The sequence below is a fragment of the Micrococcus sp. HMSC067E09 genome, from assembly GCF_001812555.1.
Lineage (GTDB): Bacteria > Actinomycetota > Actinomycetes > Actinomycetales > Micrococcaceae > Micrococcus > Micrococcus lylae.
This window is the reverse complement of sequence record NZ_KV809404.1, coordinates 1-21,907: the sequence shown is the minus strand read 5'-3', so window position 1 is coordinate 21,907 and position 21,907 is coordinate 1. Positions and strand designations below refer to the sequence as shown.

Sequence of the window (21,907 nt, the reverse complement as noted above, 5' to 3'; positions counted from 1 at the left end):
ATGTCAAGAACCTCATGACCCACAACACCTAGTGTGGGTACATGCGCGACATCTCCCCCGTCGGACTCCTGCTGGACGTGGACGGCCCCGTGGCCTCCACCGAGACCCGCACCGTGCCCGAGCCGATCGTGGGCTCCCTGGCCCGCCTCCTCGCCTCCGGGGTGCCGGTCTGCTTCAACACGGGCCGCTCGGCCGACTTCCTCCTGCGCCGCGTCCTCTCCCCGCTCAGGGACGCCGGCATCGCCGCGGATGCCCCGGCCTTCGCAGTCTGCGAGAAGGGCGCCGTGTGGTTCCCCTTCTCCGAGGTCCCCTCCGGGGACCTGCCGCGGGTGACCCACGACGACGGCCTGCCGGCCTGGGTGCGCACGTCGCCGCCGATGGCGGTCCCTCAGAGGCTCCGGACCGTCGTCGGGAAGGTGAACGCCGAGCTGGCGGACGGGCTGCAGTTCGAGGACCACACGAAGCTGGCGATGATCTCCCTGGAGAAGGAGGTCGACGCGGACACAGGCCGCTACGAACCCGCCCGGGACGCGGTGGCCCGGCGCATCGAGGAGTTCCTGGCGGCCGAGGGCCTGGCCGAGGACTACGAGGTCGAGGCGACCGTCATCTCGGTGGATGTACAGCACGCAGACTCCGGGAAGGCGCTCGGCGCCTCCCACACCCTGGAGATGATGGCCGAGGCGCGCGTGCAACTGCCGGCACGCTGGCTCACCGCCGGCGACTCGCGCTCCGACTACACGATGGCCGACTGGCTGCACGGCCGCGGCGCCCGCGTGGACCATGTGGACGTGCGCCCGGCGGACGGCGTCCCGGACACGCCCTACCCGGTGCTGACGGCGGCCGACCTGGCGGAACGGGGCTTCGGCGACGCCGAGGACGTGCACGAAGCCGTCGGGGCGTCCCTGCTGGAGTGGGTGGAGCAGGAGCTGCGAGGGCACTGACCTGGGCGCGGGCTCCGAACCCGTCACGCGGGGTCACCGTCGGACACACGGAGTCACCGCAGGACATGCGGCGCAACGCGATGTGCGCCGGAGACCGGCCCGGGCGTCTCATGGTGGGCATGACCACCTTCACCACACAGGACCAGCGCACGGAGCCGGCCCCCACTGAGGTCCCCGTGCTGGACATGTCCACGCTGCGCCTGCCGGACGGCTCCCGGAACCCAGAGTTCCTGGAGCAGCTGCGGCATGCGGCGCACACAGTCGGGTTCTTCCAGATCGTCGGCTACGGAGCGCAGCCCGGCCAGGTGGACGACCTGTTCCGCGTGACCGCCGAGTTCTTCGCCCGCCCGGAGGCGGAGAAGATGGCGCTGCACAACCAGAACTCGCCGCACTGGCGCGGCTACTCGGCGATCGCCGCCGAGCGCACCCAGGGGCGGCCGGACTCCCGCGAGCAGCTGGACTTCTCCCCGGACCGCGAGCCGGTGCCGGCCGAGCGGATCGGCCCGGACGGCCAGTACTGGCACCTGCAGGGCCGCAACCAGTGGCCGGAGCAGATGCCGGAGCTGGAGCGGCAGGCCATGGCCTGGGCCACGCTGATGGACCACGTGGGCGAGGAGCTGCTCGGCGCGCTGTGCGTGGCCATCGGCCTGGACGAGGACCACTTCGCCGACGCCTTCTCCGGCGACCGCGCCTGGATGGCGAAGCTCGCCCACTACGTGGGCGGCGTGACCGAGGCCGGCTCCCAGGGCGTGGGCCTGCACGCGGACTACGGGTTCATCACCCTGCTGCTGCAGGACGAGGTCGGCGGCCTCGAAGTGCGCCCCTACGGCCAGGACGCATGGCTGCCGGTGGAGCCGATCCCGGGAGCCCTGGTGGTGAACCTCGGCGAGATGCTCGAGGTGGCCACAGACGGATACCTCATGGCCACCATCCACCGGGTGCAGTCCCCTCCGGAGGGCGTGGACCGCTACTCTGTGCCGTTCTTCTACTCCCCGCGCCTGGACGCCGTGGTGGACCAGGTGGAGCTGCCGGCCGACCTGGCCGCCGAGGCCCGTGGCGCCTCGGACGACCCGGACAACCCGATGCTCTCCTCTTTCGGGGCCAACATGCTCAAGGGCTTCGCCCGGGCGCACCCGAAGGTGACGGAGAAGTTCCACCCGCACCTGTTGGGCTGACCACCCGCGGGGCCGGACGGCCCCGCACACACGACGGCGGCCACGCACCTGTGAAAGGTGCGTGGCCGCCGTCGTCCCTGGCGGTCAGCGGTGCTGCTCAGTTGGTATGAGCACCTCCGTCGCGGCGCGGGGCGTCCGCGGTGTCAGCCGTGGCCGCAAGCTCCTCGCCGGTCATGCCCTGCTTCACCAGCCCGTCGGCGCGCAGCTCCCAGAACTCCGCGTTCCGGATGCCGACCTTGCGCGGGTCGAACTGCGGGTCCAGCCCGGCGTTCTTCTGCTGCTGGTAGTCCTTCAGCGCCTTCAACGCCGGCCCCTGGAGCAGGAGGATGCCCACGATGTTCAGCCAGGCCATGGAGCCCACGCCGATGTCGCCGAGGCCCCATGCGGCACCGGTGGTGGTGACGGCGCCATAGGCGACGGAGATCAGGATCAAGCCCTGGACGGCGCGGATGGCCCCGCGCCGCAGGATCGGGCTCTTCAGGTTGCGGACCAGGAACGAGGTGTTGACCTCGGCCATGTAGTAGTAGGCCACGATCGTGGTGAAGGCGAAGAACGCGAGGGCGATCGCCACGAAGGACGGGCCCCAGCCGCCGAACACCGTGTCGAAGCCGTTCTGGACGTAGCCGGGCCCGACCTTCACGGAGTCCGCCACACTGCCGGTGAACAGCTTCGCGGAGTCCTCCTTGCCCTCGGAGAACACGTTGTACATGTTCGTCGAGATGATGATGAACGCGGTGGCGGTGCAGACGAACAGGGTGTCGATGTACACGGCGAAGGACTGGGCGAAGCCCTGCTTGGCCGGGTGGGACACCTCGGCGGCGGACGCGGCGTGCGGGCCGGTGCCCTGGCCGGCCTCGTTCGAGTAGATGCCGCGCTGGACGCCCCACTGGACGGCCATGCCGAGGATCGCGCCGAACACGGCGTGGGCGCCGAAGGCCGAGGTGAAGATCGTGGAGAACACGTACGGGATCTGGTCGAAGTTCACGAAGAACACGATCAGCGCCAGGACGATGTACAGCACCGCCATCACAGGCACCACGTAGACGGCGAAGGTGGCGATGCGCTTCACGCCGCCGATGACGATGAAGGCCAGCAGGATCACGGCGCCGAGGGCCACGACCCAGTGCGCCACGCCCCACGCCTCGCCCATGGCGGCGGCCATGCCGTTGGCCTGGACGCCCGGCAGGAAGTACGAGGTGGCGAACACGGTCACGATCGCGAAGACCACGGCGTAGACCTTGAGGGCGCCGCCGAAGGAGGTGTGCTGGTACGCCTTGGAGAGGTAGTAGGCCGGGCCGCCACGATACTCACCGGTGTCCAGGTCCTTCTCCTTGAAGATCTGGCCGAGGGTGCACTCGATGAAGGAGGTCGCCGCCCCCAGGAAGGCCACGGTCCACATCCAGAACACGGCACCGGGGCCACCGAAGGCAATCGCGGTGGCCACACCGCCGATGTTTCCCATGCCCACGCGGCCGGCCAGGGACATCATCAGCGACTGCATGGAAGACGTGCCGTCCGCGGACTTCTCGCCGGCCTTCAGCTGAGTGAGCATGTCCGGGATGCAGCGCACCTGCAGGAAGACGGTGCGCAGGGAGAAGTAGACGCCTGCGGCCAGACACAGGTACACCAGGGCCGAGGACCAGACGTACTTGTTGGTGAGTTCGATGAGTTCCTCAAACGACATGCTGTGGCCTCCGAGATGAAGAGAACAGTGTGAGGGAGCCGCTGCTCCCCCTCTCGCCGGTCTGGCGCTATGTGAGGCAGAACACCCTCGGTTGGTGGTGAAGCATACGTCACCGAGGGGGCACGACGCGTCTTTCAGGAGTTCTCGGACATGCGAAAAGCCCCCGGACCGAAGTCCGAGGGCTCTTCTTCCGCGGAGGATGGGGGATTTGAACCCCCGAGGGCTGTTAACCCAACACGCGTTCCAGGCGTGCGCCATAGGCCGCTAGGCGAATCCTCCTTGGTTCACCCTTGCCGGCGAACCGGTCAAGGGCACAGATGAGCCTACACCACAGATTCCCGACGATGCCAATCGACCACTGAATCGCTCGTCCCCCGGTTCACTGCTAGACTCGTCGACGGCCCCTCACGTGGTGTCATCTCGCTGAACTCCCCCAGGACCGGAAGGTAGCAAGGGTAGGTGGGCTCTGGCAGGTGCGTGGGGGGTCTTCACTTTCCCCGGAGCCATGCGCCGCACGGCGTCTCCGGCCCGCACACCGAGGAGCCTGACGATGCCCGCCGGTCGCTACGCCCCCTCCCCCACCGGCCGACTCCACGTGGGCAATCTGCGCACCGGGATGCTCGCCTGGCTCGCCGCCCGCGCCTCCGGCCGCCCGTTCCTGCTCCGTGTGGAGGACCTGGACCGTGTCCGTTCCGGTGCCGAGGAGCAGCAGCTCGCCGAGCTGGCGGCCGTCGGCATCACCTGGGACGCCGAGCCGGTCCGCCAGTCCGAGCGCACCGCCCTGTACGCGGACGCCGTCGCAGCCCTGCGCACCCGCTTCGGCGAGGACGCCGTCTACGAGTGCTACTGCTCCCGCAAGGACATCGCAGAAGCCTCCTCCGCGCCCAACGGACCCGCCGGGCAGCACGACGACGGCCCCTCCTCCGCCTCCCCGGCGCCTCTTCGTCCGCCCGGCTTCTACCCGGGCACCTGCCGGAACCTGTCCGCGGCCGAGCGGGTCCGCCGCCGTGCCGAGCGCCCTGCGGCACTTCGCGTGGACGCCGCCCGGATCGACGGGCTCACCTCAGGCCAGTTCCCGGAGGCTTCCGCCCGTGACCTGCTCCATGGCACCGTCACGGGGCTGGTGGACGACGTGGTCCTCCGCCGCAACGACGGCGCCTACGCCTACAACCTCGCCGTGGTGGTGGACGACCTCGCGCAGGGCGTCGACCAGGTCGTCCGCGGTGACGACCTGCTCGACTCCGCCCCGCGGCAGCGCTGGCTGGCCGAGGCGCTCTGCGTCGCCCGCGGCGACGACTGCCCGGACACCGAGTACCTGCACGTCCCGCTCGTGGTGAACGCCGAGGGCCGTCGCCTGGCCAAGCGGGACGGGGCCGTCACCCTCGAGGACCTCGCCGCCGTCGGCGCCCCCGCGAACCTGAGCGCGGTCGGCGAGCGCGTGCGGGACGTCATGCTCGCCTCCGTCGGCCTGCCGGCAGGGCCTCTCGAGGACGCGGTCGCCGTGTTCGACCCCCGGGCGCTGCCCCGCCGGGCCTGGGTCTTCGACGAGACCGCCTTCACCGCCTGAGCCCACGGGCCGCCACCGCCCCGACCGCCGAGCACTCCTCCCCCGGACGACCACAGGGCCCCGGAGCAAGCGCTCCGGGGCCCTGTGCCGTCGTCGTCCCTGTGCCCGCGGGGCGGTCAGAGGACCGTGGCGACCTGGTCGAACTCCAGGCGGCCCTGGCGGGGCTGCTGGGCCTTCTCGTGGCCGGCCGGGGCGTGACCCACGTTGAGCACGAGCAGGGACTTCCAGTTGGTGTCCCCATGGAACTCGGCGTCGATGCCGTCGCCGTCGAAGCCGGCCATGGGGCCGACCTGCAGGCCGTGGGCGCGCAGCGCGAGGATCAGGTAGCCGATCTGCAGCCAGCCGTTCGTGCGGCCCATGCCCTCGCGCATGCCCGGCTTGCCCTCCGCGTCCTCGGCGAAGCCCTCGCGGAACGGGGCGAGGTGCGGCATGTGGCGGTGCCAGTCCAGGTCATAGGAGGCGATCAGCGTCAGCGGCGCCCGCCGCGTCTTCTCCTGGTTGAAGGCGATCATGTGCGGCAGCAGCCGGGCCTTGGCCTCCTCCGACTCGATCAGCTCGAGGCGCAGGGGCTGATTGTTCATGGCGGTCGGGGCCCAGCGCAGGTCCTCGTAGACGCGGCGGATCAGCTCGGGGTCCACCCTCTCATCGGTGAACAGCTGGGTGGTGTGGGAGCCCTCGAACAGTGCGTCGAGCGCCTTGCGGTCCAGTCGCACCCCCATGTCCTCGGGGGCGGTGGAGCGGGCGTGCTGCTCGGCGTCGTTGCGCAGGTCTGCGGTGGTCTGAGTCATGATGGGCGCAACGGAACGGCCGTCCACAGGTATTCCGTGGCCGTTCCATGACGTCCGGCACACCGGATAGTGTTCTACGGGTGAGCACCGCCCTGTATCGCCGCTACCGCCCTGACCGGTTCGAGGACGTCATCGGGCAGGACCACGTCACCGTCCCGCTGCGGACCGCCCTGTCCAAGGACCGGGTGAACCACGCGTACCTGTTCTCCGGTCCGCGCGGCTGCGGCAAGACGACCTCGGCACGCATCCTGGCCCGCTGCCTGAACTGTGCCCAGGGCCCGACGTCCACCCCGTGCGGCGAGTGTGACTCGTGCCGGGACCTCGCCACCGGCGGCCCCGGATCGCTGGACGTGCTGGAGATCGACGCCGCCTCGCACGGCGGCGTGGAGGACGCCCGCGGCCTGCGCGAGCGCGCCACGTTCGCCCCGGTCCGGGACCGCTACAAGATCCTCATCATCGACGAGGCCCACATGGTCACCTCGGCGGGCTTCAACGCCCTGCTGAAGATCGTGGAGGAGCCGCCGGAGCACCTGAAGTTCATCTTCGCCACCACGGAGCCGGACAAGGTCATCGGCACCATCCGCTCCCGCACCCACCACTACCCGTTCCGGCTGGTGCCGCCGGAGCCGCTGATCGCGTACCTGGAGCAGCTGTGCGCCTCCGAGCAGACGCAGGTGGACCCGGGCGTGCTGCCACTGGTGGTGCGCGCCGGCACCGGCTCGGTGCGAGACACCCTGTCCGTGCTGGACCAGCTGATCGCCGGCGCCGCCGAGGGGCGCGTGGACTACGACCTCGCGGTGAACCTGCTCGGCTTCACCCCCGAGGCCCTGCTGGACGACGTCATCGACGCCCTCGCCGCGGACGACTCGCAGACCGTGTTCAAGGCCGTGGACCGCGTGGTGCAGGCCGGACAGGATCCGCGACGGTTCGTGGAGGACCTCCTGGACCGCTTCCGTGACCTGGTGATCGCCCGCGCCATGCCGGACCAGGCGTCCGCGGTGCTCCACGGGGTGCCGGAGGACCAGGTCCGGCGTCTGGCCGCGCAGGCCGCCCAGCTGAGCCGCGCCGAGCTCTCCCGGCTCGCGGACATCACCAATGAGGCCCTGTCCGAGATGGTCGGCGCCACCAGCCCACGCCTGCACCTCGAGCTGCTCATGGCCCGTCTGCTGCTGCCCGCCTCCGATGACACCCACCGCGGCCTGTCCGCCCGCCTGGAGGCCCTGGAGCGTCGCCTCGCCTACGCCGGCGGCTCCCTTCCCGACGACGGCCCCGCGCCCTCCCAGCCCGCCTCGCCTGCCGCCGATGCAGCGGCTGCAGGGCGCACCCCGGACGGTGCGGCCCGCAGCGCCGAAGCCGCCAGTGACGGTGCAGACGGCGGCGGTGGCGTGGCCGCCGCGGCCGGACTGTCCGGCGCCGCGCTCGCCCGTGCCGCCATGCGCCGGCAGGACACCGCGCCGGGCGGTCAGGGCGCTCCGGCGGCCGAGCAGGCCCCAGCGGCCCAGCAGGTTCAGGAGGCGCCGCAGGTCTCGCAGCGTCCACAGGCACCGACGGCACCGCAGGCACCGCAGGCACCGCAGGCCGAGGCTCCGACGGCCGAGGCTCCCTCGGCGCAGGGGTCGCCAGCCGAGGCTCCGCAGACACCGCCGACCGAGGCTCCCTCGACGCAGGGGTCGCAGAGCGAGGCCCCGCCGGTGGAGACCCCCGGCGCACCGGACGCCGCCGAGGGCACAGGCTCCTCGACCCCCGCCTCAGAGCAGCCGCCGTCAGGCGGCCAGGCCACGAACTCGGTGGAGATGGTGCGCCGCGCCTGGCCGGACATCCTCGCCGCGCTCGAGGACTCCTCCCGCCTGGTGTGGATGCTGGTCAAGGACAACGCGTCCGTCGCCGGCTTCGACGGCCGGCTGCTCACCGTCGGCTTCACCCAGGACGGCCCGCGACGCTCCCTGCTGAACCGCCGCGGCGACCAGGTGCTCGCGGAGGCCGTGCACCGCGTCCTCGGCATCCGTCCCGAGTTGGACCTGATCCTCGGCGGCGACGGCCCCCAGGGAGACCGGCACCCAAAAGCTGAGGGCCGCCCCTCCCCGGCGGCCGGACCTGTGAACGGCGGAACGCCACAGAATCCAGGCCCCCAGCCCGCGCAGGACTCGGCCCCCATGGTGCCGCAGCAGCCCGAGCGCCCAAGCCCGCAGCACCCCGAGCGTCCGCGCCCTCAGACGCCGCAGCCCGAGCGACCGGCCCCGCAGCCGCCGCAGCCCGAGCGACCGGCCCCGCCTGAGCACGAGCAGCGCCAGCGGCCGGCCAATCGTGAGACCACTCCCCCGCCGGCGCCCTCCCCAGACGCCTGGGGCACCCCGCAGGACACCGCCCCGGACTGGGGCGGCCCCTCCGGGTCCCCGGGCGACGACCCGTGGGCCGACATCCCCGAGTTCGACCCGGATTCGGACATGGAGGACTCGGCCGGTCCCGAGGGCTGGAGCCCGGAGGACACCGGCTCCGAGGCCGAGCAGACCTTCGGCGCCTCCGGTTCCTCCGCGCCCGCCGCGCCCGCCGCGGACGCCGCGGACGACGCGGACGACGACACAACCGCTGACGAGCACCGACAAGACCGTCAGGACCCTCAGGCTCTGGAGGACGCGTCGGCCTCGGTCCAGGGCGGCAAGGTCGACCCGTCCGCCGAGTCGTCCGCACCGCAGGGCACCGACCCGGCCGGCCCGTCATCCTCGGCCGAGGGCTCCCCGTTGCCGGCCTACGACCCGGGCCCCCTGGTCCCGGAGGTCGAGCACTCGATCCCGGTGTTCGCGCGGCCGGAGTCCGAGCTGCGCGCCGAGTTCGCCGCCCGCTTCGGCAACCTGAGACCGCAGGGCTTCGACCGCTCCGCCGAGGACGACCCGCGCCCGAACGCTTCGGCTGCCGATTCAGAGGGTCCATCCTCCCGCCGCCCCAGCAGTGACGACTCACCGGACCCGGGCGTCCCCGCCCCGGACCACGACGACTCGTCCGCGACGCAGGAGACCGGAGTCCCCGGCCTCCCCGGCAAGGACTCGGCGGGCTCCCCGTCCGGCGAGCGCTCCACCGGTGCCCGCTCCGCCCGGGAGGTCGCCTTCGCCGCGGCCGCCGCCGGCAACGACCCGAAGGCCCTCGCCGAGCGCGGTGGAGGACACCCCGCCTCCTGGTTCGGTGCCCTGATGCAGCGCATGGCCGAGGGCGGCTCGGCCGATCCCCCGGTGAACGAGGGATCCGGCGGTCCCGGAGGCGTGCCCGGCTCCGGCGCACCGGGCGGACCCGGCGCCGCGGACCCGTCTCAGGGCGGCCGTCCCAGCGCAGCCGACCTGTCCCGTCCGCGAGGCGGGGAGGCAGGCGGAGGTGAGGAGCCGTCGTCGGGAAGCGAGAGGCCGGCACTCGACCCGCGTGCGGCGGCCGTCCAGGCGGCCCGTGATGCCGCCCGCGGCCGGGCACCCCGCCCCGAGCCGACGACCCCGCCGGCCGAGGCCAAGCCCTCCGTATCCTGGGAGGACGAGGTCGCCAGCGACGACGACATCTCGCTCGAGGAGTCCGGCCTCGTCGGCCGCGCCGTGGTCGAGCGGATCCTCGGCGCCCGCCTCATCGAAGAGCAGCCGAACAGCTGACCTGCCCGCGCCGCCGACGCGGACACTCCATCCACGCGGCACCCCACGCGCCGCGAGAAAGCCACAGGTGACACGTGTACGACGGTGCCGTCCAGGACCTCATCGACGAGCTCGGCCGGCTGCCGGGCATCGGTCCGAAGTCCGCGCAGCGCATCGCCTTCCACATCCTGGAAGCCGAGTCCGAGGACATGCTGCGTCTGTCCGACGCGATCCGGACCGTGAAGGAGAAGGTGAAGCTCTGCGAGCTCTGCTTCAACGTCTCCGAACAGGAGCGCTGCGCCATCTGCCGTGACGACAAGCGGGACACTTCCCTGCTCTGCGTGGTGGAGGAGTCGCAGGACGTGATGGCGATCGAACGCACCCGCGCCTACCGCGGCAGGTACCACGTGCTCGGCGGCTCCATCAATCCGATCGCCGGCATCGGCCCGGAGCAGCTGCACGTGCGCGAGCTGCTCACCCGCCTCCAGGACGACGTCATCCACGAGGTCATCCTCGCCACCGACCCCAACCTCGAGGGCGAGGCCACCGCCACCTACCTGGGCCGGATGCTCGGCGCCACCGGCATCCGCGTCACCCGGCTGGCCTCCGGCCTGCCCGTCGGCGGCGACCTCGAGTACGCGGACGAGGTCACCCTCGGCCGGGCCTTCGAGGGACGCCGTCTCCTCAACGGCTGACGAGGCCGCTCAGGCGATCCGCAGGCCGCGGGGAAGACGTCCGGCCGGAGTGTTCAGCCGCCGGTGTCCGAACACCATCAGCACCGCCACGAACCCGACCTGCACGGCCAGGCCGAGCGGCCAGACCGGGGTGAGACCGCCGCGCTCGACCAGCAGCGGCTCGCCGGTGGTCCGCGGGATGCCGTCCACGCAGTAGATGGTCTCCTCCGGGGACAGCTGGGTGATGCGGGTGCCCGCAGAGATCGTGGTCATGAGGGAATTGACCGCGGCGTCCCGTTCGTCCAGGAGCCGGCTGGCCGGAGCCACGGCATCCGACATGAGCACGAACGGGTTCGGCGCCAGCGCCCAGCCGATGCGCCGCATGTCCGAGACCTCCTGGTCCCGAAGCCGCCCGGTGCACTCCTTTACCTGTCCGGGTTGCCAGTCGACGTCTGCGGTGGAGGAGTAGTCCGGGTAGTTGGCCTTCACCGTGGTCTTGGTGAACTGGGTGCCCAGGCCGAAGCCGATGAGCGTGCCGATCCCCAGCAGGGCCACCAGCAGGTAGGTCACCACCACGGCGAACAGGGTGCGGCCGGAGATCGCCGAGACGGCGACGCCGAGTCCGGTGACCACGGCGAACTCCACCATGAGCACCAGGCAGGCCAGCAGCAGCATGGACACCGGCAGGTCACCGAACACGAGGGTCACGATCAACCAGGGCAGCGCCGCCAACAGGAACGCCACCGAGGGGATCCATGCGGCGATCCACTTGCCGAGCATCAGCTGCCAGGTCCGCACCGGCGTGACCTGGACGATCGCCAGGGTGCCGCCGGCGCGGTCGCCCGTGATGGCGTTCGCGGACAGCGCCGGGGAGATCAGCAGGGACAGCAGGAGCACGAAGAACGCGACGAAGTCGAACATCAGCCGGCCGGAGGCCTGCCGCTCCTCCGGCCCCGCCCCGGACAGGCCGAACAGGCCCAGCGCGCCGAGGGTCACCAGGCCGGTGAGCACGAAGAAGACGGCCAGCATCACGTACCAGCCGCGCGAGCGCATCCGCTGGCGCAACTCCATCCCCACGAGGGTGCCGACGTGGCTCATGCGGTCTCTCCTTCCTGCGGGGCGGCGTTCGCTGCCGGCCCGGCCGCCGTGCCGGCGCCGGACGAGCCCTGCGCGGCCGGACGCTCCGCGGCGAGGTACGCATCCTCCAGACGGGAGCCCTCCTCCGCGAAGTGGGCGATCGGCACGCCGGCACCGACCAGCTCGGCCAGCAGCTGCGCTGCCGCCTGGCGACCGGACACGGCAACGACCACACCGGCACGCTGCCGTCCCCTGCCGTGGGTGTAGGGGATGCCTCGCTCCTCGAGCGCCCGCGTCAGGGCCGCACCCTGGGCGTTCTCCGGGCCGGCGATGCGGTACCGCAGCTCTCGGTCCGCGGCGTCGTCCAGTTCCGAGGCGGAGACCGTGGTGCCGTCGCGGACGACCACCGCGCGGTCGGACATCTCCTCGAGCTCCGAGAGCACGTGGGAGGAGACCAGCACGGCCACCCCGTCCGCGGCCATCTGGCGGACGTCGTCGCGCAGGCGCAGCCGGGAGCCGGGGTCCAGGCCGTTGGCCGGCTCGTCCAGCAGGAGCACGGACGGGCGGTGCACGGTGGCTCGAGCCAGGGACAGCCGCTGCTGCTGGCCGCGGGAGAGCACACGGGCGGGGCGCTTGGCGAACTCGGTGAGCTGCACCCACTCGAGCTGCTCGGCGGCCCGGGCGTCGGCCTCGGCGCCGGACATGCCGTACAGCCGGCCCATGGTCCCCAGGATCTCCAGGCAGGTCAGCGACTCCCAGACGCCCAGGGTGTCCGGCATCCAGCCGATCCGCCGGCGGGCGCCCTGCGGGTCGCGCATCGCGTCGATCCCGTCGACGGTGACGAAGCCGGTGTCCGGGCGCAACAGCGTGGCCAGGATCAGCATGAGCGTCGTCTTGCCGGAGCCGTTCGGCCCCACCAGTGCGGTGACCTTCCCGGGCGGGACCGAGAGGGCCATCTCCTGCACGGCCTTCACGTCCCCGAAGGAGCGGGACAGGCCGTGTGCGTCGATCCCGCCGGGTTCCCGCCGCTGCGGGACCTCCGGGATCGAGGCCGAGGTGATCTGTGTCATGGACTCATGATGACACCTTCCAGCCCGGGCCCACATCAGTCTCAGGTCTGAGCTGGAGGCGGGCCGGGCCTCCGGCGTCCACCGGCTGGACACATTCGACCTCACATGTCGGACCTGCCCCGGCACCGTGCCTACGATGACCCCGGACGGCCCCGGTCAGCATGGGCTCCACACCCCTTCCGGTGTGCGGGCACGGACCGGTTCCCGGCTTCACCGACCCCGAACCGCAAGGGCAGGACACCATGAGTCTGATCGTGCAGAAGTTCGGCGGCTCGTCCGTCTCGGACGCCGCCGGCATCACGCGTGTGGCCAAGCGCGTGGTGGAGACCCAGCGCGCCGGACACCAGGTGTGCGTGGTGGTCTCCGCGATGGGCGACACCACGGACGAGCTCCTCGACCTCGCCGCCGAGCTCACCGACGACGCCCCCGCCCGCGAGATGGACATCCTCCTGTCCGCCGGCGAGCGCATCTCGATGGCGCTGCTGGCCATGGCGATCCACGCCGAGGGCTCCCAGGCCCGGTCCTACACCGGCTCCCAGGCCGGCATGATGACGGACACCAGCTACGGCCGTGCCCGCATCATCTCGGTGAATCCGGACCGCGTGAAGACCGCCCTGGACACGGACCACGTGGCGATCGTCGCAGGATTCCAGGGCATGAGCCCGGAGTCCCGGGACATCACCACCATGGGCCGGGGCGGCTCGGACACCACCGCCGTGGCACTGGCCGCCGCACTGAAGGCCGACGTCTGCGAGATCTACACGGACGTGGACGGCGTCTACACCGCCGACCCGCGCGTGGTCCCCTCCGCGAAGAAGATCGACCGGATCTCCTCCGAGGAGATGCTCGAGATGGCCGCGTCCGGCTCCAAGATCCTGCACCTGCGCTCCGTGGAGTACGCCCGACGCTTCGGCGTGCCGCTGCACGTGCGCTCCTCCTTCTCCCAGCACGAGGGGACCTGGGTGATCCCCGACCCCGAGGACACCATCACCATCAAGGAAGGCGAACCCATGGAACAGCCGATCGTCTCCGGCGTCGCCCACGACCGCTCCGAGGCCAAGGTCACCGTCGTCGGCGTCCCGGACATCCCGGGCAAGGCCGCCGAGATCTTCGCGGTGATCGCCGAGGCCAACGCGAACGTGGACATGATCGTGCAGAACGTCTCCCGCGAGGGCACCGGCCGCACGGACATCTCCTTCACCCTGCCGATCGTGGAGGGCAAGGAGGCCCGCGAGGCCCTGCGCGCCGCCCAGGAGCGGGTCGGCTTCGAGGACATCGTCTATAACGAGGCCATCGGCAAGCTCTCCCTGATCGGCGCTGGCATGCGCTCGAACCCGGGCATCTCCGCGACCTTCTTCAAGGCCCTGCACGAGGCCGGCGTGAATGTGGACATGATCTCCACCTCGGAGATCCGCATCTCCGTGGTGACCGGCGAGGACAAGCTGGACACCGCCGTGAGGGCCATCCACTCGGCCTTCGGCATGGACACGGACGTGGAGGCCACCGTGTACGGCGGCACCGGCCGCTGAGCGGGTCGCCGGACGCCGGCGTGACGCCTCCGCACCCTGCTCAGGCGCGTCGCCGTCGTCGTTGTGCCAGGGCGAGGGAGAGGGCGAGCGAGGCCACCGCGAACCACAGGGCCTGCAGACCGACCTGCAGGTAGGCCACCGCTCCGAGGATGGAGCCCAGGGCGATCGCCGCCCACAGCCCCAGGTAGTGCAGCCACAGCGTGCGACTGCCGCCGGAGAACGCGGCGACCAGGTGCTGTCCCACCTTCACCAGGGTGCCGGTCATGTAGGTGAGGCCGACCGTCACCTCTCCCCCGCGGGTGAAGGTGCCGTTCACGGCACCCATGGCAGCGGCCATGATCGGCGGGGCCACGACGTCGGCGGCACCCGCGAGCGGCTCGGGGGCGACGTCGACCACGACGGCCAGCAGCGCGGCGACCACGAGGATGCCGAGGGTGAGGGCCACTGCGGGCAGCTGTGGGCCGTCCTCCGGCGTCCGATGCTGACGGCGTCGGCGGCCCAGCACATGCGAGGAGAGCATCACGCCGACCACGAAGGCTGCCACGAGGCCCATCGCCTTCGCCCAGCCCTCCACGAACCCCTCGGCCAGATCCGCACCGGCGCGGGACGAGTTGCCGGACATGAAGGAGACGAAGTAGCCGCCGAGATGGATGAAGGCCAGCCCGTCCACGAAGCCGGCGACACCCGTCAGGCTCACGGCGAAGAGTCCCTGACGGCGCGTGAACGGTGCGGAGGGCGCAGGGGCGGCGTGCGAGGGCATGGACAGGATTCTAGGGAGTGCCGCTCCCGGACATGCAGGAGGGCCCCGCACCGTTGCCGGTGCGGGGCCCTCTGCGTCAGGTCAGATCACCGGGTGATCCGAACTGTGATCAGCGGGTGCCGTCGAAGCGCTCCATGATCACGGCGACCTCACCGCGGGAGATGTCGGTGCCCGGACGGAAGGTGCCGTCACCGTATCCCTCCACGATGCCCTGGTCATGCAGCCAGGCGATCGCCTTGTAGTGGGTCGAGCCCGGAAGCACGTCCGTGTACGGGGACTCGGCCGGGGCGGTGTACTCCGGCTCACCGGCGGCGCGGTACATGAACGAGGCGAACTCGCCGCGGCTCACGTCGCGCTTCGGACGGAAGGTGCCGTCCAGGTAGCCGGTGGTCACGCCGGCCTGGGCCGCCCAGGTGATGGCCTCGTAGTGCGTGAAGCGCGTGGAGAGGTCAGAGAACGGCGAGGTGGCGGGAGCAGTGTGCTCCGGCTTGATGTAGCGGTACAGGAAGGCAATGGACTCACCACGGGTGATGTCGCGGTGCTTCTTGTACGTGCCGTCGACATAGCCGGAGGTGATCTCCGCACACTGCATCCAGCGCACGGCTCCGTAGAACTGCGAGCCCTCCGGGTTGTCCGAGAAGTCCTCGACGTCGCAGACCTCGGGGTCGCCCGGCTGGCCGCCGCCCTCACCCACGGTGATGGTGACGTTGGAGGTCACACCCGGAGCCCAGGTGATCACACCGCGCCAGGTGCCCTCGGTCAGGCCGGACCAGGAGACGGTGGTCTTGGTGGTCTGGCCCTTCACGACCGGGACCGGGTTCGGGTCCACGGTCAGGTTGCCGGCGTCGGCGGTCAGCTGGAGGGTCTCCAGGGTGGCGTCGTCGCTGGATCCGTCGTCGGTGCTGTACAGGTGCGCGATGACGATGTACTGACCGGCCGCCGGGGAGTTGATGGTGACGTCCTCGGACTCCGCAGCGGTGGCCCGCTCGATGAGCTGGCCGGACGGGGTGAAGACGAACAGGTCCCAGTCGGAGCCGGCACGGCCGGAGTTGATGGCGACGGAGAAGGACTCCACGCCCTCCGCCACGTTCACCTCACGGATGGCGGTCGACTCGTTCTCCGCGACATCGAGCTCACCGCCCGGCTTCTTGGTGATGGCCTCGGACTCGCTCTGGTTCAGACCCGCGATGGTCGGGGTCAGCTCGCCGGTGATGCCGGCCTTGACCTCCACGTCGTGGGAACCGGAGGCGCCCTCGTCGACGATGTCGGCGGTGCCGTTCTCGGCGGTGACCGAGGCGGCCTTGGCCTTCAGGGTGACCGGGGAGGTCACCGACTGGGCGGCCGGGCGCTCCCAGGACATGGAGCCGTGGGTCCAGGTGTCCAGCTCGGCGTCGGTGCGCGAGATCGTCAGGGTGACCTCGGCCGACTGCCCCTTGGCGAGGGTCACGGTCGACGGGGAGGCCTTGATCTCGAAGCCCGGAACGTCTGAGGTGAACTTCCAGGTGCCTGCCTGGGTGGCGGTCACGGTGCGCTTCACCTCAGTGGAGCCCACCACGTCCGGGACCACGACGGACGGGACGTTGACGTCACGGCCGGCGATGTCGCCGAACAGCAGGGAGTCCCACTGCTTGGCGTCGGACTCGTACACCAGGCCCGGGGCCGCGGCGGCCTTCGGGTTGGCGGAGCCGGCGCCGGTGGCGAAGTTGTCCTGGTTGTCCGAACCGTCGGAGTTCTTCACCGGGTCGGCGGTGGTCATCAGGGCGGACTTGATGGCCATCGGGGACCAGTCGGTGTGCTTGCCGGCCAGCAGGGCTCCCATGCCCGCCACGTTCGGCGAGGCCATGGAGGTGCCGGACATCAGGCCGAAGGTGTCTCCGCCGTAGTCCGGGTCCAGGGCGGAGACGCCGGCCAGGACGGCGACGCCCGGGGCGCCCACGTCCGGCTTCAGGAACTCCTGGTTCTCCGCGTTGGACGGGCCGCGCGAGGAGAAGCCGGCGACCTGCGGCAGCGGCTCCTCCGGCAGGCCGGTGGTGTCCTCAGGGACGATGGTGGCCTTGATGTCCTTGTCACGCACCTTGTCGATCACGGAGGTGTCGTTGGTGTGGACGGTCGGCACGGAGTGCAGGTCCGCGTCCAGCGAGCCCTCGGTCATGTTGACCAGGATCATGCCGACGCCGCCGGCCTCCGCCACGGCCGCAGACTTGTCCACGCGCGCGATTTCGCCGCGCTCGCAGACCACGATCTTGCCGGCGGCCTCGTCGGAGAGTCCGCCCGGCACGCAGAGGCGCGCGGCCTTCTCGTCGGAGCCGGCGGCGACCTCGGAGGCGAGCACGACCTCGGCCGGACCGGCCTCAGAGGTGGCGGCGGAGGCGCCGCGGACCTTGGTGCCGTCCTCGAACTCGATGGTGCCGGTCAGCTCGTTGGAGAACGTCTGGGCGGCGACCGTGGTGAGCCACGGGGAGGAGTGGTTGACCGTGTTCGGGCCCGGGCCGGAGTTGCCGGCGGAGGCAGCCACGAAGATGCCGGCCTCGGCCGCGGAGCGGAAGGCCATGGCCACCGGATCCACGATCGAGTTGTTGTTGCCGGAGATCGAGTAGTTGAGCACGTCCACGTTGTTGGCGATCGCCTGCTCGATGGCGGCCACGGAGGCGGAGGTGTAGCAGCCGCCGGTGTTCGGGTCGTTGTCCTCCCAGCAGATCTTGTAGGAGATCAGCTTGGCTTCCGGAGCCACGCCGGAGCCCTCGCCGTAGGACTCGTCGTTCATGATCTGCTCGGTGCCGTGGTTGCCGAGGATCGTGGTGGCCACGTGGGTGCCGTGCGAGAACACGCCCAGCGGCGAGATACGCTCGGACGGGTGACGGTTCTCGGCGGGCACGAAGGCCTCGAAGTCCTCGGAGAACGCGTACGCGCCCAGGATCTTGTCGTTGCAGGACTCGGCGGGGAAGTCCGGGCCGGTCTCACAGTCGGCGTAGGCGGTGGTGCCGTCGGCCTTGAGCATGGCGGTGCGCCCGTCGGCCGTCTTGTACGGCTCGCCGACCTTCGGGGTGCCGGACAGCGGCTTGACCGGCTCGCCGGACACGAACGGCTGGTCCGGGTAGATGCCGGAGTCGATGACGCCGACCACGACGCCCTTGCCGGCCTGCGCCGCACCGCCGTAGGTGCTGTTCCAGGCGCCCTTGGAACCGGGCAGGCCCAGGAACTCGGTGGACGAGTAGTCCGGAGCGTTCTGCTCGTCCTTGGCGATGCCGAGGACGCGGTCGTCCTTCGCCAGCTGCATGGCCTGGGCCGGGGTCAGCTCGGCGACGAACGCGTTGAGCGCACGCTTGAACTTCATCTGCGTCTTGACGCCGGCGCCCTTGGCGACGGCCTCCTGACGCATGGCCAGGTGCTGCTCGTACTTGGCCACGGACGGGCGGTTCGCGTCGAACGGCTTGCCCTTGCCCGTGGCGGTGGCCTCGAAGCCGGCGGTGCCGCCGGTGTAGGTCACCGAGGGCTGGTCCTTGAGGACCACGAAGTAACGACCGGCCTCGTACTTGTCCGAGATCGTCGGCACGCCGGTGGTCGAGCTGGCCTGCACGTCGTTCGGGGCCGCCATGGCCGGAGCGCCCGCGATGGGCGCCACGACCAGGCCGGCACCGGCGACGGCGGCGGCCAGGGCCCGGAACCTCCGGGTGCGCTGGGGGTTATCAGACATAACCTCGCCTTTCCTCACCAATGATGTGGATTCCCCGCCCGGGACCGGGCGGGCGGTGCGGGTGCGGCGACTGGCGCCCTTGTTTCCCCTCAGGGCGTGATCCAGGCCATACACGCGAGTGCAAATCTAGCCTGGGTAAGCCCTGGACATCAGGACCGTTACCTGAATGTGATCTGAACGCGCCACACAGCGGGGGCCGGACGTCCGGAGAGAGCCGGCTCGGACCCGCGATTCGGGAAGAATGGGCGGAGTCATGCACTCCCCCTCTGACCTCCACCGCCGCCCTGCCACACCCCAGCAGGCCGACGTCGTCCTGTCCGCCGCCCAGTGGCGCGCCGCCGCCCGGGCGCATCGGGCCCGCATCGCCGAGCGCACCGATCCGCTCATGGCACTGCACAACGACGGCCTGCGCCACCCCGTGTACGACTTCCTCTTCACGTACTACAGCCAGTCCGCAGGCTCACTGCAGCGCTGGCACCCGGGGCTGGGCGTCATCCTCGCCGACGACTCGGCCGGCTCGGCCGCGGCGGCCGAGGCCGAGGAGTTCGCGCAGGCCCCGCGGACCAGGTGGACGCACTACCGCCGCGTCGCCCCCGGCGAGCACCCTGACGCCCCGGAGGGCGGCTGGACCGTGGACCAGGAGACCTTCGCCGCGGACCGCGCCACGGGGATCGCCTTCATCCGCGACCTGCTCGGCCGCACCGCGGGCCGTGAGGCCCGCCTCGGCTGCTTCGGCCTCCACGAGTGGGCCATGGCCTATCGCTCCGAGGTCCACGGGGTGCGCCACTCGACCGTGCCCCTGCGCCTCGGCACCAAGGGTACGAACGCCGTGGTGGAGGGCCAGCGGATCCGCTGCACGCACTTCGACGCCTTCCGCTTCTTCGCCCCCGAGGCCCGCACCCTGAACGAGGAGCAGCCGACCCGCCAGACGATGCGGGACATGGAGCAGCCCGGATGCCTGCACGGCAACATGGACCTCCACAAGTGGGCCGGCAAACTCACGCCGGCGGTCCCCTCGGAGCTCGCAGCGGACTGCTTCGAGCTGGCCTGGGAGATCCGGGAGATGGACATGAAGGCCTCGCCCTACGACCTCGTGGACTGGGGCTTCGAGCCGATCCGCATCGAGACGCCCGCGGGCCGGGCCGAGTACGCGCGACGCCAGCGCGAGTTCGCAGCCCGCGGCCAGGCTCTGCGGGCACGGCTGCTGGAGGCGACCTCGCGCCTGGCCTGACGACGGCTGTCCACCCCGCGACACACTGTGACCGGCTGGTTGCACACCGCCCTCCGGCTGGTTGCACACCGCCCCGACAGCCCTGGTCAGGCGTCGAATATCCATGCACTGGCACCGTGGAACCACGGCCCAGGGGTGATTCCCGCCACATTCAGTTCGCGTCGATCTGTAATGTGGCGCACACACAGACTGTCTGAGGGGGAAGCCTGTGTCACTCCCGGCAACACAACACGACAGATGAGGACGATGGGCATGAGCCTGAAGAAGTCGCGCTACATGAAGATCTCGGCGGCCGTGGCGGCGGTCGCCGCCCTGGGCCTGGGAGGCGTCGCCCCGGCGAGCGCCGCACCCGGCACCGGCAACAACGGCAACGGGAACAACGGCAAGGGCAACCAGGTGAACGACGCCGGCGTCCTCGGCGCGCACCTGCTGGACCAGGAGCTGAACTGGGAGGACTGCGACTTCGGCTCGGAGTCCCTCAACGAGCGCTTCGGCGCCATCCCGGGCACCGCCTGCGCGGACGTGACCGTGCCGCGGGACTGGCACAACCCGACCGACGGCAACACCATCACCCTGCGGGTCGCCAAGACCGAGACCTCGAAGGGCAACCCGAACCGCCAGGGCATCGCCCTCGTGAACCCGGGCGGCCCGGGCGGCTCCGGCCTGCCCTGGGGTCCGGCCATGGCCGAACGCGCCCCCGAGCTGGCGGAGTCCTACGACTTCATCGGCTTCGATCCGCGAGGCGTGGGCGAGTCCACTCCGCTGGAGTGCACGTACACCCCGGACCCGGACGCGGACATCTGGGAGGACCAGAAGGCCCAGACCGAGGCCTGCCTCGAGAACCCGCTCACCCCGTACATCACCACCGAGCAGACCGTGTATGACATGGACTTCATCCGCGCCCTGTTCGGCGAGGAGCAGCTGTCCTACATCGGCTACTCCTACGGCACCTGGCTGGGCTCCTGGTACCAGCGCGAGTTCCCGCAGCGCGCCCACCGCTTCCTGCTGGACTCCGCCGTGGACGTCTCCCGTGACGGCCTCCAGACCACCTGGGACCTGCAGCCGCGCTCCCGCGACCGCCAGTTCCAGGACATGATGCTCCCGTGGATGGCCCGCCATGACGACGAGTTCGGCCTGGGCACCGACGCGATGGAGATCCGCGAGCAGTGGGAGGCCGCCGGCGGCACCCGCTCGATGCTCGGCCAGCTGGTCGCCGGCTCGTTCATCCTCCCGGCGATGTACAACACCGCCGACTACCCGTTCGCCGGCATGATGATCCGCATGTTCCTGCAGATCTCCGCCGAGGAGGCCGAGGCGGAGACCCCGGAGGAGGCGAAGGCCCAGCTCGAGGAGGTCGTCGCCCGGGCGCGCGCGGAGATGCCGGCCGACCAGGTGGCGGCCTTCGACCGCTTCGCCGCCCGGGGCATGGAGTCCGTGGAGAACCGCGGCCGCATCGCCGAGGCCGTGAAGACCGGCGATCAGGTGACCTTCTCCGGCACCTTCTCCGCCATCCGCTGCCAGGACGGCCAGTGGAACCAGTCGAAGGGCTACTGGACCTCGTGGGTCAAGGACCTGATCCGCAAGTCCCCGTGGATCGGCGTCATGATGGGCCCGTCCGAGTGCATGTACTGGCCCGCCCAGACCTCCATGCCGAAGCAGCCGGGTGGTGCCAAGGCCCAGGACGCCGTCATCATCCAGACGGAGCTGGACGCCGCCACCCCGTATGAGGGCGGCCACCGCGCCGCCGGCGTGCTGCGCAACACCTCGCTGATCTCCGTGGACAACGAGGGCTCGCACGGCGTCTTCCCGTACGGTTCCGAGTGTGTGGACGCCCCGGTGCGCGAGTACTTCCTGACCGGTGAGATGCCGGATGAGTACACGCTCTGCGAGGCCCTGCCGCTGCCGATGGACACCGAGGCCCACCAGGTGGCCGGCACCCCGACCCACAAGAACGACATCAAGATCACGATGCGCACCGAGGCCGTCAAGGCCGCCAACCGCATCACCGAGGCCGCCATGCAGCGCGAGCTGCTGGACTCCCGTGCGGTGGTTCCCTCGGTCGAGGACTTCCTGAACCGCTGATCCTCGGCTGACGGGAGAGCGTCCCCCCCC

Annotated in this window: 14 protein-coding genes, 1 tRNA gene and 1 other RNA gene; 9 read left to right on the top strand and 7 right to left on the bottom strand. The window is 71.0% G+C overall.

Annotation, left to right across the window (positions count from 1 at the left end):
- The first annotated feature begins 41 nt into the window (after positions 1 to 41).
- The gene (locus HMPREF2863_RS00200; RefSeq protein ID WP_070637077.1) at positions 42 to 941 is read left to right on the top strand and encodes a haloacid dehalogenase; all 900 of its coding nucleotides are present in this window, start codon (positions 42 to 44) and stop codon (positions 939 to 941) included.
- A 119-nt stretch (positions 942 to 1,060) separates the two neighbouring features.
- Positions 1,061 to 2,116: an isopenicillin N synthase family dioxygenase gene (locus HMPREF2863_RS00195; protein ID WP_070637082.1), complete on the top strand. Its 1,056-nt coding sequence runs from the start codon at positions 1,061 to 1,063 to the stop codon at positions 2,114 to 2,116.
- A 97-nt stretch (positions 2,117 to 2,213) separates the two neighbouring features.
- On the opposite strand, the gene HMPREF2863_RS00190 is transcribed toward HMPREF2863_RS00195, so the two are convergent.
- Both HMPREF2863_RS00190 and HMPREF2863_RS00185 read right to left on the bottom strand, forming a co-directional pair.
- Entirely contained in the window at positions 2,214 to 3,800 is a 1,587-nt protein-coding gene (locus tag HMPREF2863_RS00190; RefSeq protein WP_070637075.1) for an alanine/glycine:cation symporter family protein, read from the bottom strand.
- Positions 3,801 to 3,993: 193 nt separating this feature from the next.
- Positions 3,994 to 4,079 (bottom strand) — tRNA-Ser (locus tag HMPREF2863_RS00185).
- A 117-nt stretch (positions 4,080 to 4,196) separates the two neighbouring features.
- On the opposite strand from HMPREF2863_RS00185, the gene ffs reads away from it, so the two are divergent.
- Positions 4,197 to 4,293: signal recognition particle sRNA small type (ffs, locus tag HMPREF2863_RS00180), an RNA gene on the top strand.
- 57 nt (positions 4,294 to 4,350) lie between these two features.
- Complete coding sequence (gene gluQRS, locus HMPREF2863_RS00175; RefSeq protein ID WP_070637073.1) at positions 4,351 to 5,367, top strand: tRNA glutamyl-Q(34) synthetase GluQRS; 1,017 nt, start codon at positions 4,351 to 4,353, stop codon at positions 5,365 to 5,367.
- Between the two features lie 116 nt (positions 5,368 to 5,483).
- Here the strand turns inward: gluQRS and HMPREF2863_RS00170 are convergent, their stop codons facing one another.
- Positions 5,484 to 6,155: a malonic semialdehyde reductase gene (locus HMPREF2863_RS00170; RefSeq protein ID WP_245829705.1), complete on the bottom strand. Its 672-nt coding sequence runs from the start codon at positions 6,153 to 6,155 to the stop codon at positions 5,484 to 5,486.
- Between the two features lie 80 nt (positions 6,156 to 6,235).
- Here HMPREF2863_RS00170 and HMPREF2863_RS00165 point away from each other — a divergent pair, with 80 nt between their 5' ends.
- Positions 6,236 to 9,781 (top strand): DNA polymerase III subunit gamma and tau, encoded by a 3,546-nt coding sequence (locus tag HMPREF2863_RS00165; protein WP_070637072.1) that lies wholly within the window; start codon positions 6,236 to 6,238, stop codon positions 9,779 to 9,781.
- Positions 9,782 to 9,855: 74 nt separating this feature from the next.
- On the top strand, positions 9,856 to 10,455 hold the full coding sequence (gene recR, locus HMPREF2863_RS00160; protein ID WP_067189286.1) for a recombination mediator RecR: 600 nt from the start codon (positions 9,856 to 9,858) through the stop codon (positions 10,453 to 10,455).
- Positions 10,456 to 10,464: 9 nt separating this feature from the next.
- On the opposite strand, the gene HMPREF2863_RS00155 is transcribed toward recR, so the two are convergent.
- Both HMPREF2863_RS00155 and HMPREF2863_RS00150 read right to left on the bottom strand, forming a co-directional pair.
- On the bottom strand, positions 10,465 to 11,532 hold the full coding sequence (locus HMPREF2863_RS00155) for an ABC transporter permease (RefSeq protein WP_070637071.1): 1,068 nt from the start codon (positions 11,530 to 11,532) through the stop codon (positions 10,465 to 10,467).
- Positions 11,529 to 12,581, bottom strand: coding sequence for an ABC transporter ATP-binding protein (locus HMPREF2863_RS00150; protein ID WP_070637069.1), 1,053 nt, complete (start codon positions 12,579 to 12,581; stop codon positions 11,529 to 11,531). Before HMPREF2863_RS00150 ends, HMPREF2863_RS00155 begins: the two co-directional genes overlap by 4 nt.
- 242 nt (positions 12,582 to 12,823) lie before the next feature.
- On the opposite strand from HMPREF2863_RS00150, the gene HMPREF2863_RS00145 reads away from it, so the two are divergent.
- On the top strand, positions 12,824 to 14,110 hold the full coding sequence (locus HMPREF2863_RS00145) for an aspartate kinase (protein WP_070637067.1): 1,287 nt from the start codon (positions 12,824 to 12,826) through the stop codon (positions 14,108 to 14,110).
- A 40-nt stretch (positions 14,111 to 14,150) separates the two neighbouring features.
- Here HMPREF2863_RS00145 and HMPREF2863_RS00140 read toward each other — a convergent pair whose 3' ends face one another.
- Positions 14,151 to 14,870 carry a YoaK family protein gene (locus HMPREF2863_RS00140; RefSeq protein WP_070637065.1) on the bottom strand — a complete coding sequence of 240 codons (720 nt, stop codon included), beginning with the start codon at positions 14,868 to 14,870 and terminating at the stop codon, positions 14,151 to 14,153.
- A 109-nt stretch (positions 14,871 to 14,979) separates the two neighbouring features.
- On the bottom strand, positions 14,980 to 18,564 hold the full coding sequence (locus HMPREF2863_RS00135) for a S8 family serine peptidase (RefSeq protein ID WP_067189278.1): 3,585 nt from the start codon (positions 18,562 to 18,564) through the stop codon (positions 14,980 to 14,982).
- A gap of 253 nt (positions 18,565 to 18,817) precedes the next feature.
- On the opposite strand from HMPREF2863_RS00135, the gene HMPREF2863_RS00130 reads away from it, so the two are divergent.
- Positions 18,818 to 19,795: a 3-methyladenine DNA glycosylase gene (locus HMPREF2863_RS00130; RefSeq protein ID WP_070637062.1), complete on the top strand. Its 978-nt coding sequence runs from the start codon at positions 18,818 to 18,820 to the stop codon at positions 19,793 to 19,795.
- Between the two features lie 252 nt (positions 19,796 to 20,047).
- The gene (locus HMPREF2863_RS00125; protein WP_246828788.1) at positions 20,048 to 21,877 is read left to right on the top strand and encodes an alpha/beta hydrolase; all 1,830 of its coding nucleotides are present in this window, start codon (positions 20,048 to 20,050) and stop codon (positions 21,875 to 21,877) included.
- The last annotated feature ends 30 nt before the right edge of the window (positions 21,878 to 21,907 follow it).

Excerpts from the sequence above, each read along its gene's own strand:
- HMPREF2863_RS00200 (WP_070637077.1), top strand. The coding sequence starts at position 42 with ATGCGCGACATCTCCCCCGTCGGACTCCTGCTGGACGTGGACGGCCCC.
- HMPREF2863_RS00195 (WP_070637082.1), top strand. The coding sequence starts at position 1,061 with ATGACCACCTTCACCACACAGGACCAGCGCACGGAGCCGGCCCCCACT.
- HMPREF2863_RS00190 (WP_070637075.1), bottom strand. The coding sequence starts at position 3,800 with ATGTCGTTTGAGGAACTCATCGAACTCACCAACAAGTACGTCTGGTCC.
- gluQRS (WP_070637073.1), top strand. The coding sequence starts at position 4,351 with ATGCCCGCCGGTCGCTACGCCCCCTCCCCCACCGGCCGACTCCACGTG.
- HMPREF2863_RS00170 (WP_245829705.1), bottom strand. The coding sequence starts at position 6,155 with ATGACTCAGACCACCGCAGACCTGCGCAACGACGCCGAGCAGCACGCC.
- HMPREF2863_RS00155 (WP_070637071.1), bottom strand. The coding sequence starts at position 11,532 with ATGAGCCACGTCGGCACCCTCGTGGGGATGGAGTTGCGCCAGCGGATG.
- HMPREF2863_RS00150 (WP_070637069.1), bottom strand. The coding sequence starts at position 12,581 with ATGACACAGATCACCTCGGCCTCGATCCCGGAGGTCCCGCAGCGGCGG.
- HMPREF2863_RS00145 (WP_070637067.1), top strand. The coding sequence starts at position 12,824 with ATGAGTCTGATCGTGCAGAAGTTCGGCGGCTCGTCCGTCTCGGACGCC.
- HMPREF2863_RS00140 (WP_070637065.1), bottom strand. The coding sequence starts at position 14,870 with ATGCCCTCGCACGCCGCCCCTGCGCCCTCCGCACCGTTCACGCGCCGT.
- HMPREF2863_RS00135 (WP_067189278.1), bottom strand. The coding sequence starts at position 18,564 with ATGTCTGATAACCCCCAGCGCACCCGGAGGTTCCGGGCCCTGGCCGCC.
- HMPREF2863_RS00130 (WP_070637062.1), top strand. The coding sequence starts at position 18,818 with ATGCACTCCCCCTCTGACCTCCACCGCCGCCCTGCCACACCCCAGCAG.
- HMPREF2863_RS00125 (WP_246828788.1), top strand. The coding sequence starts at position 20,048 with ATGAGCCTGAAGAAGTCGCGCTACATGAAGATCTCGGCGGCCGTGGCG.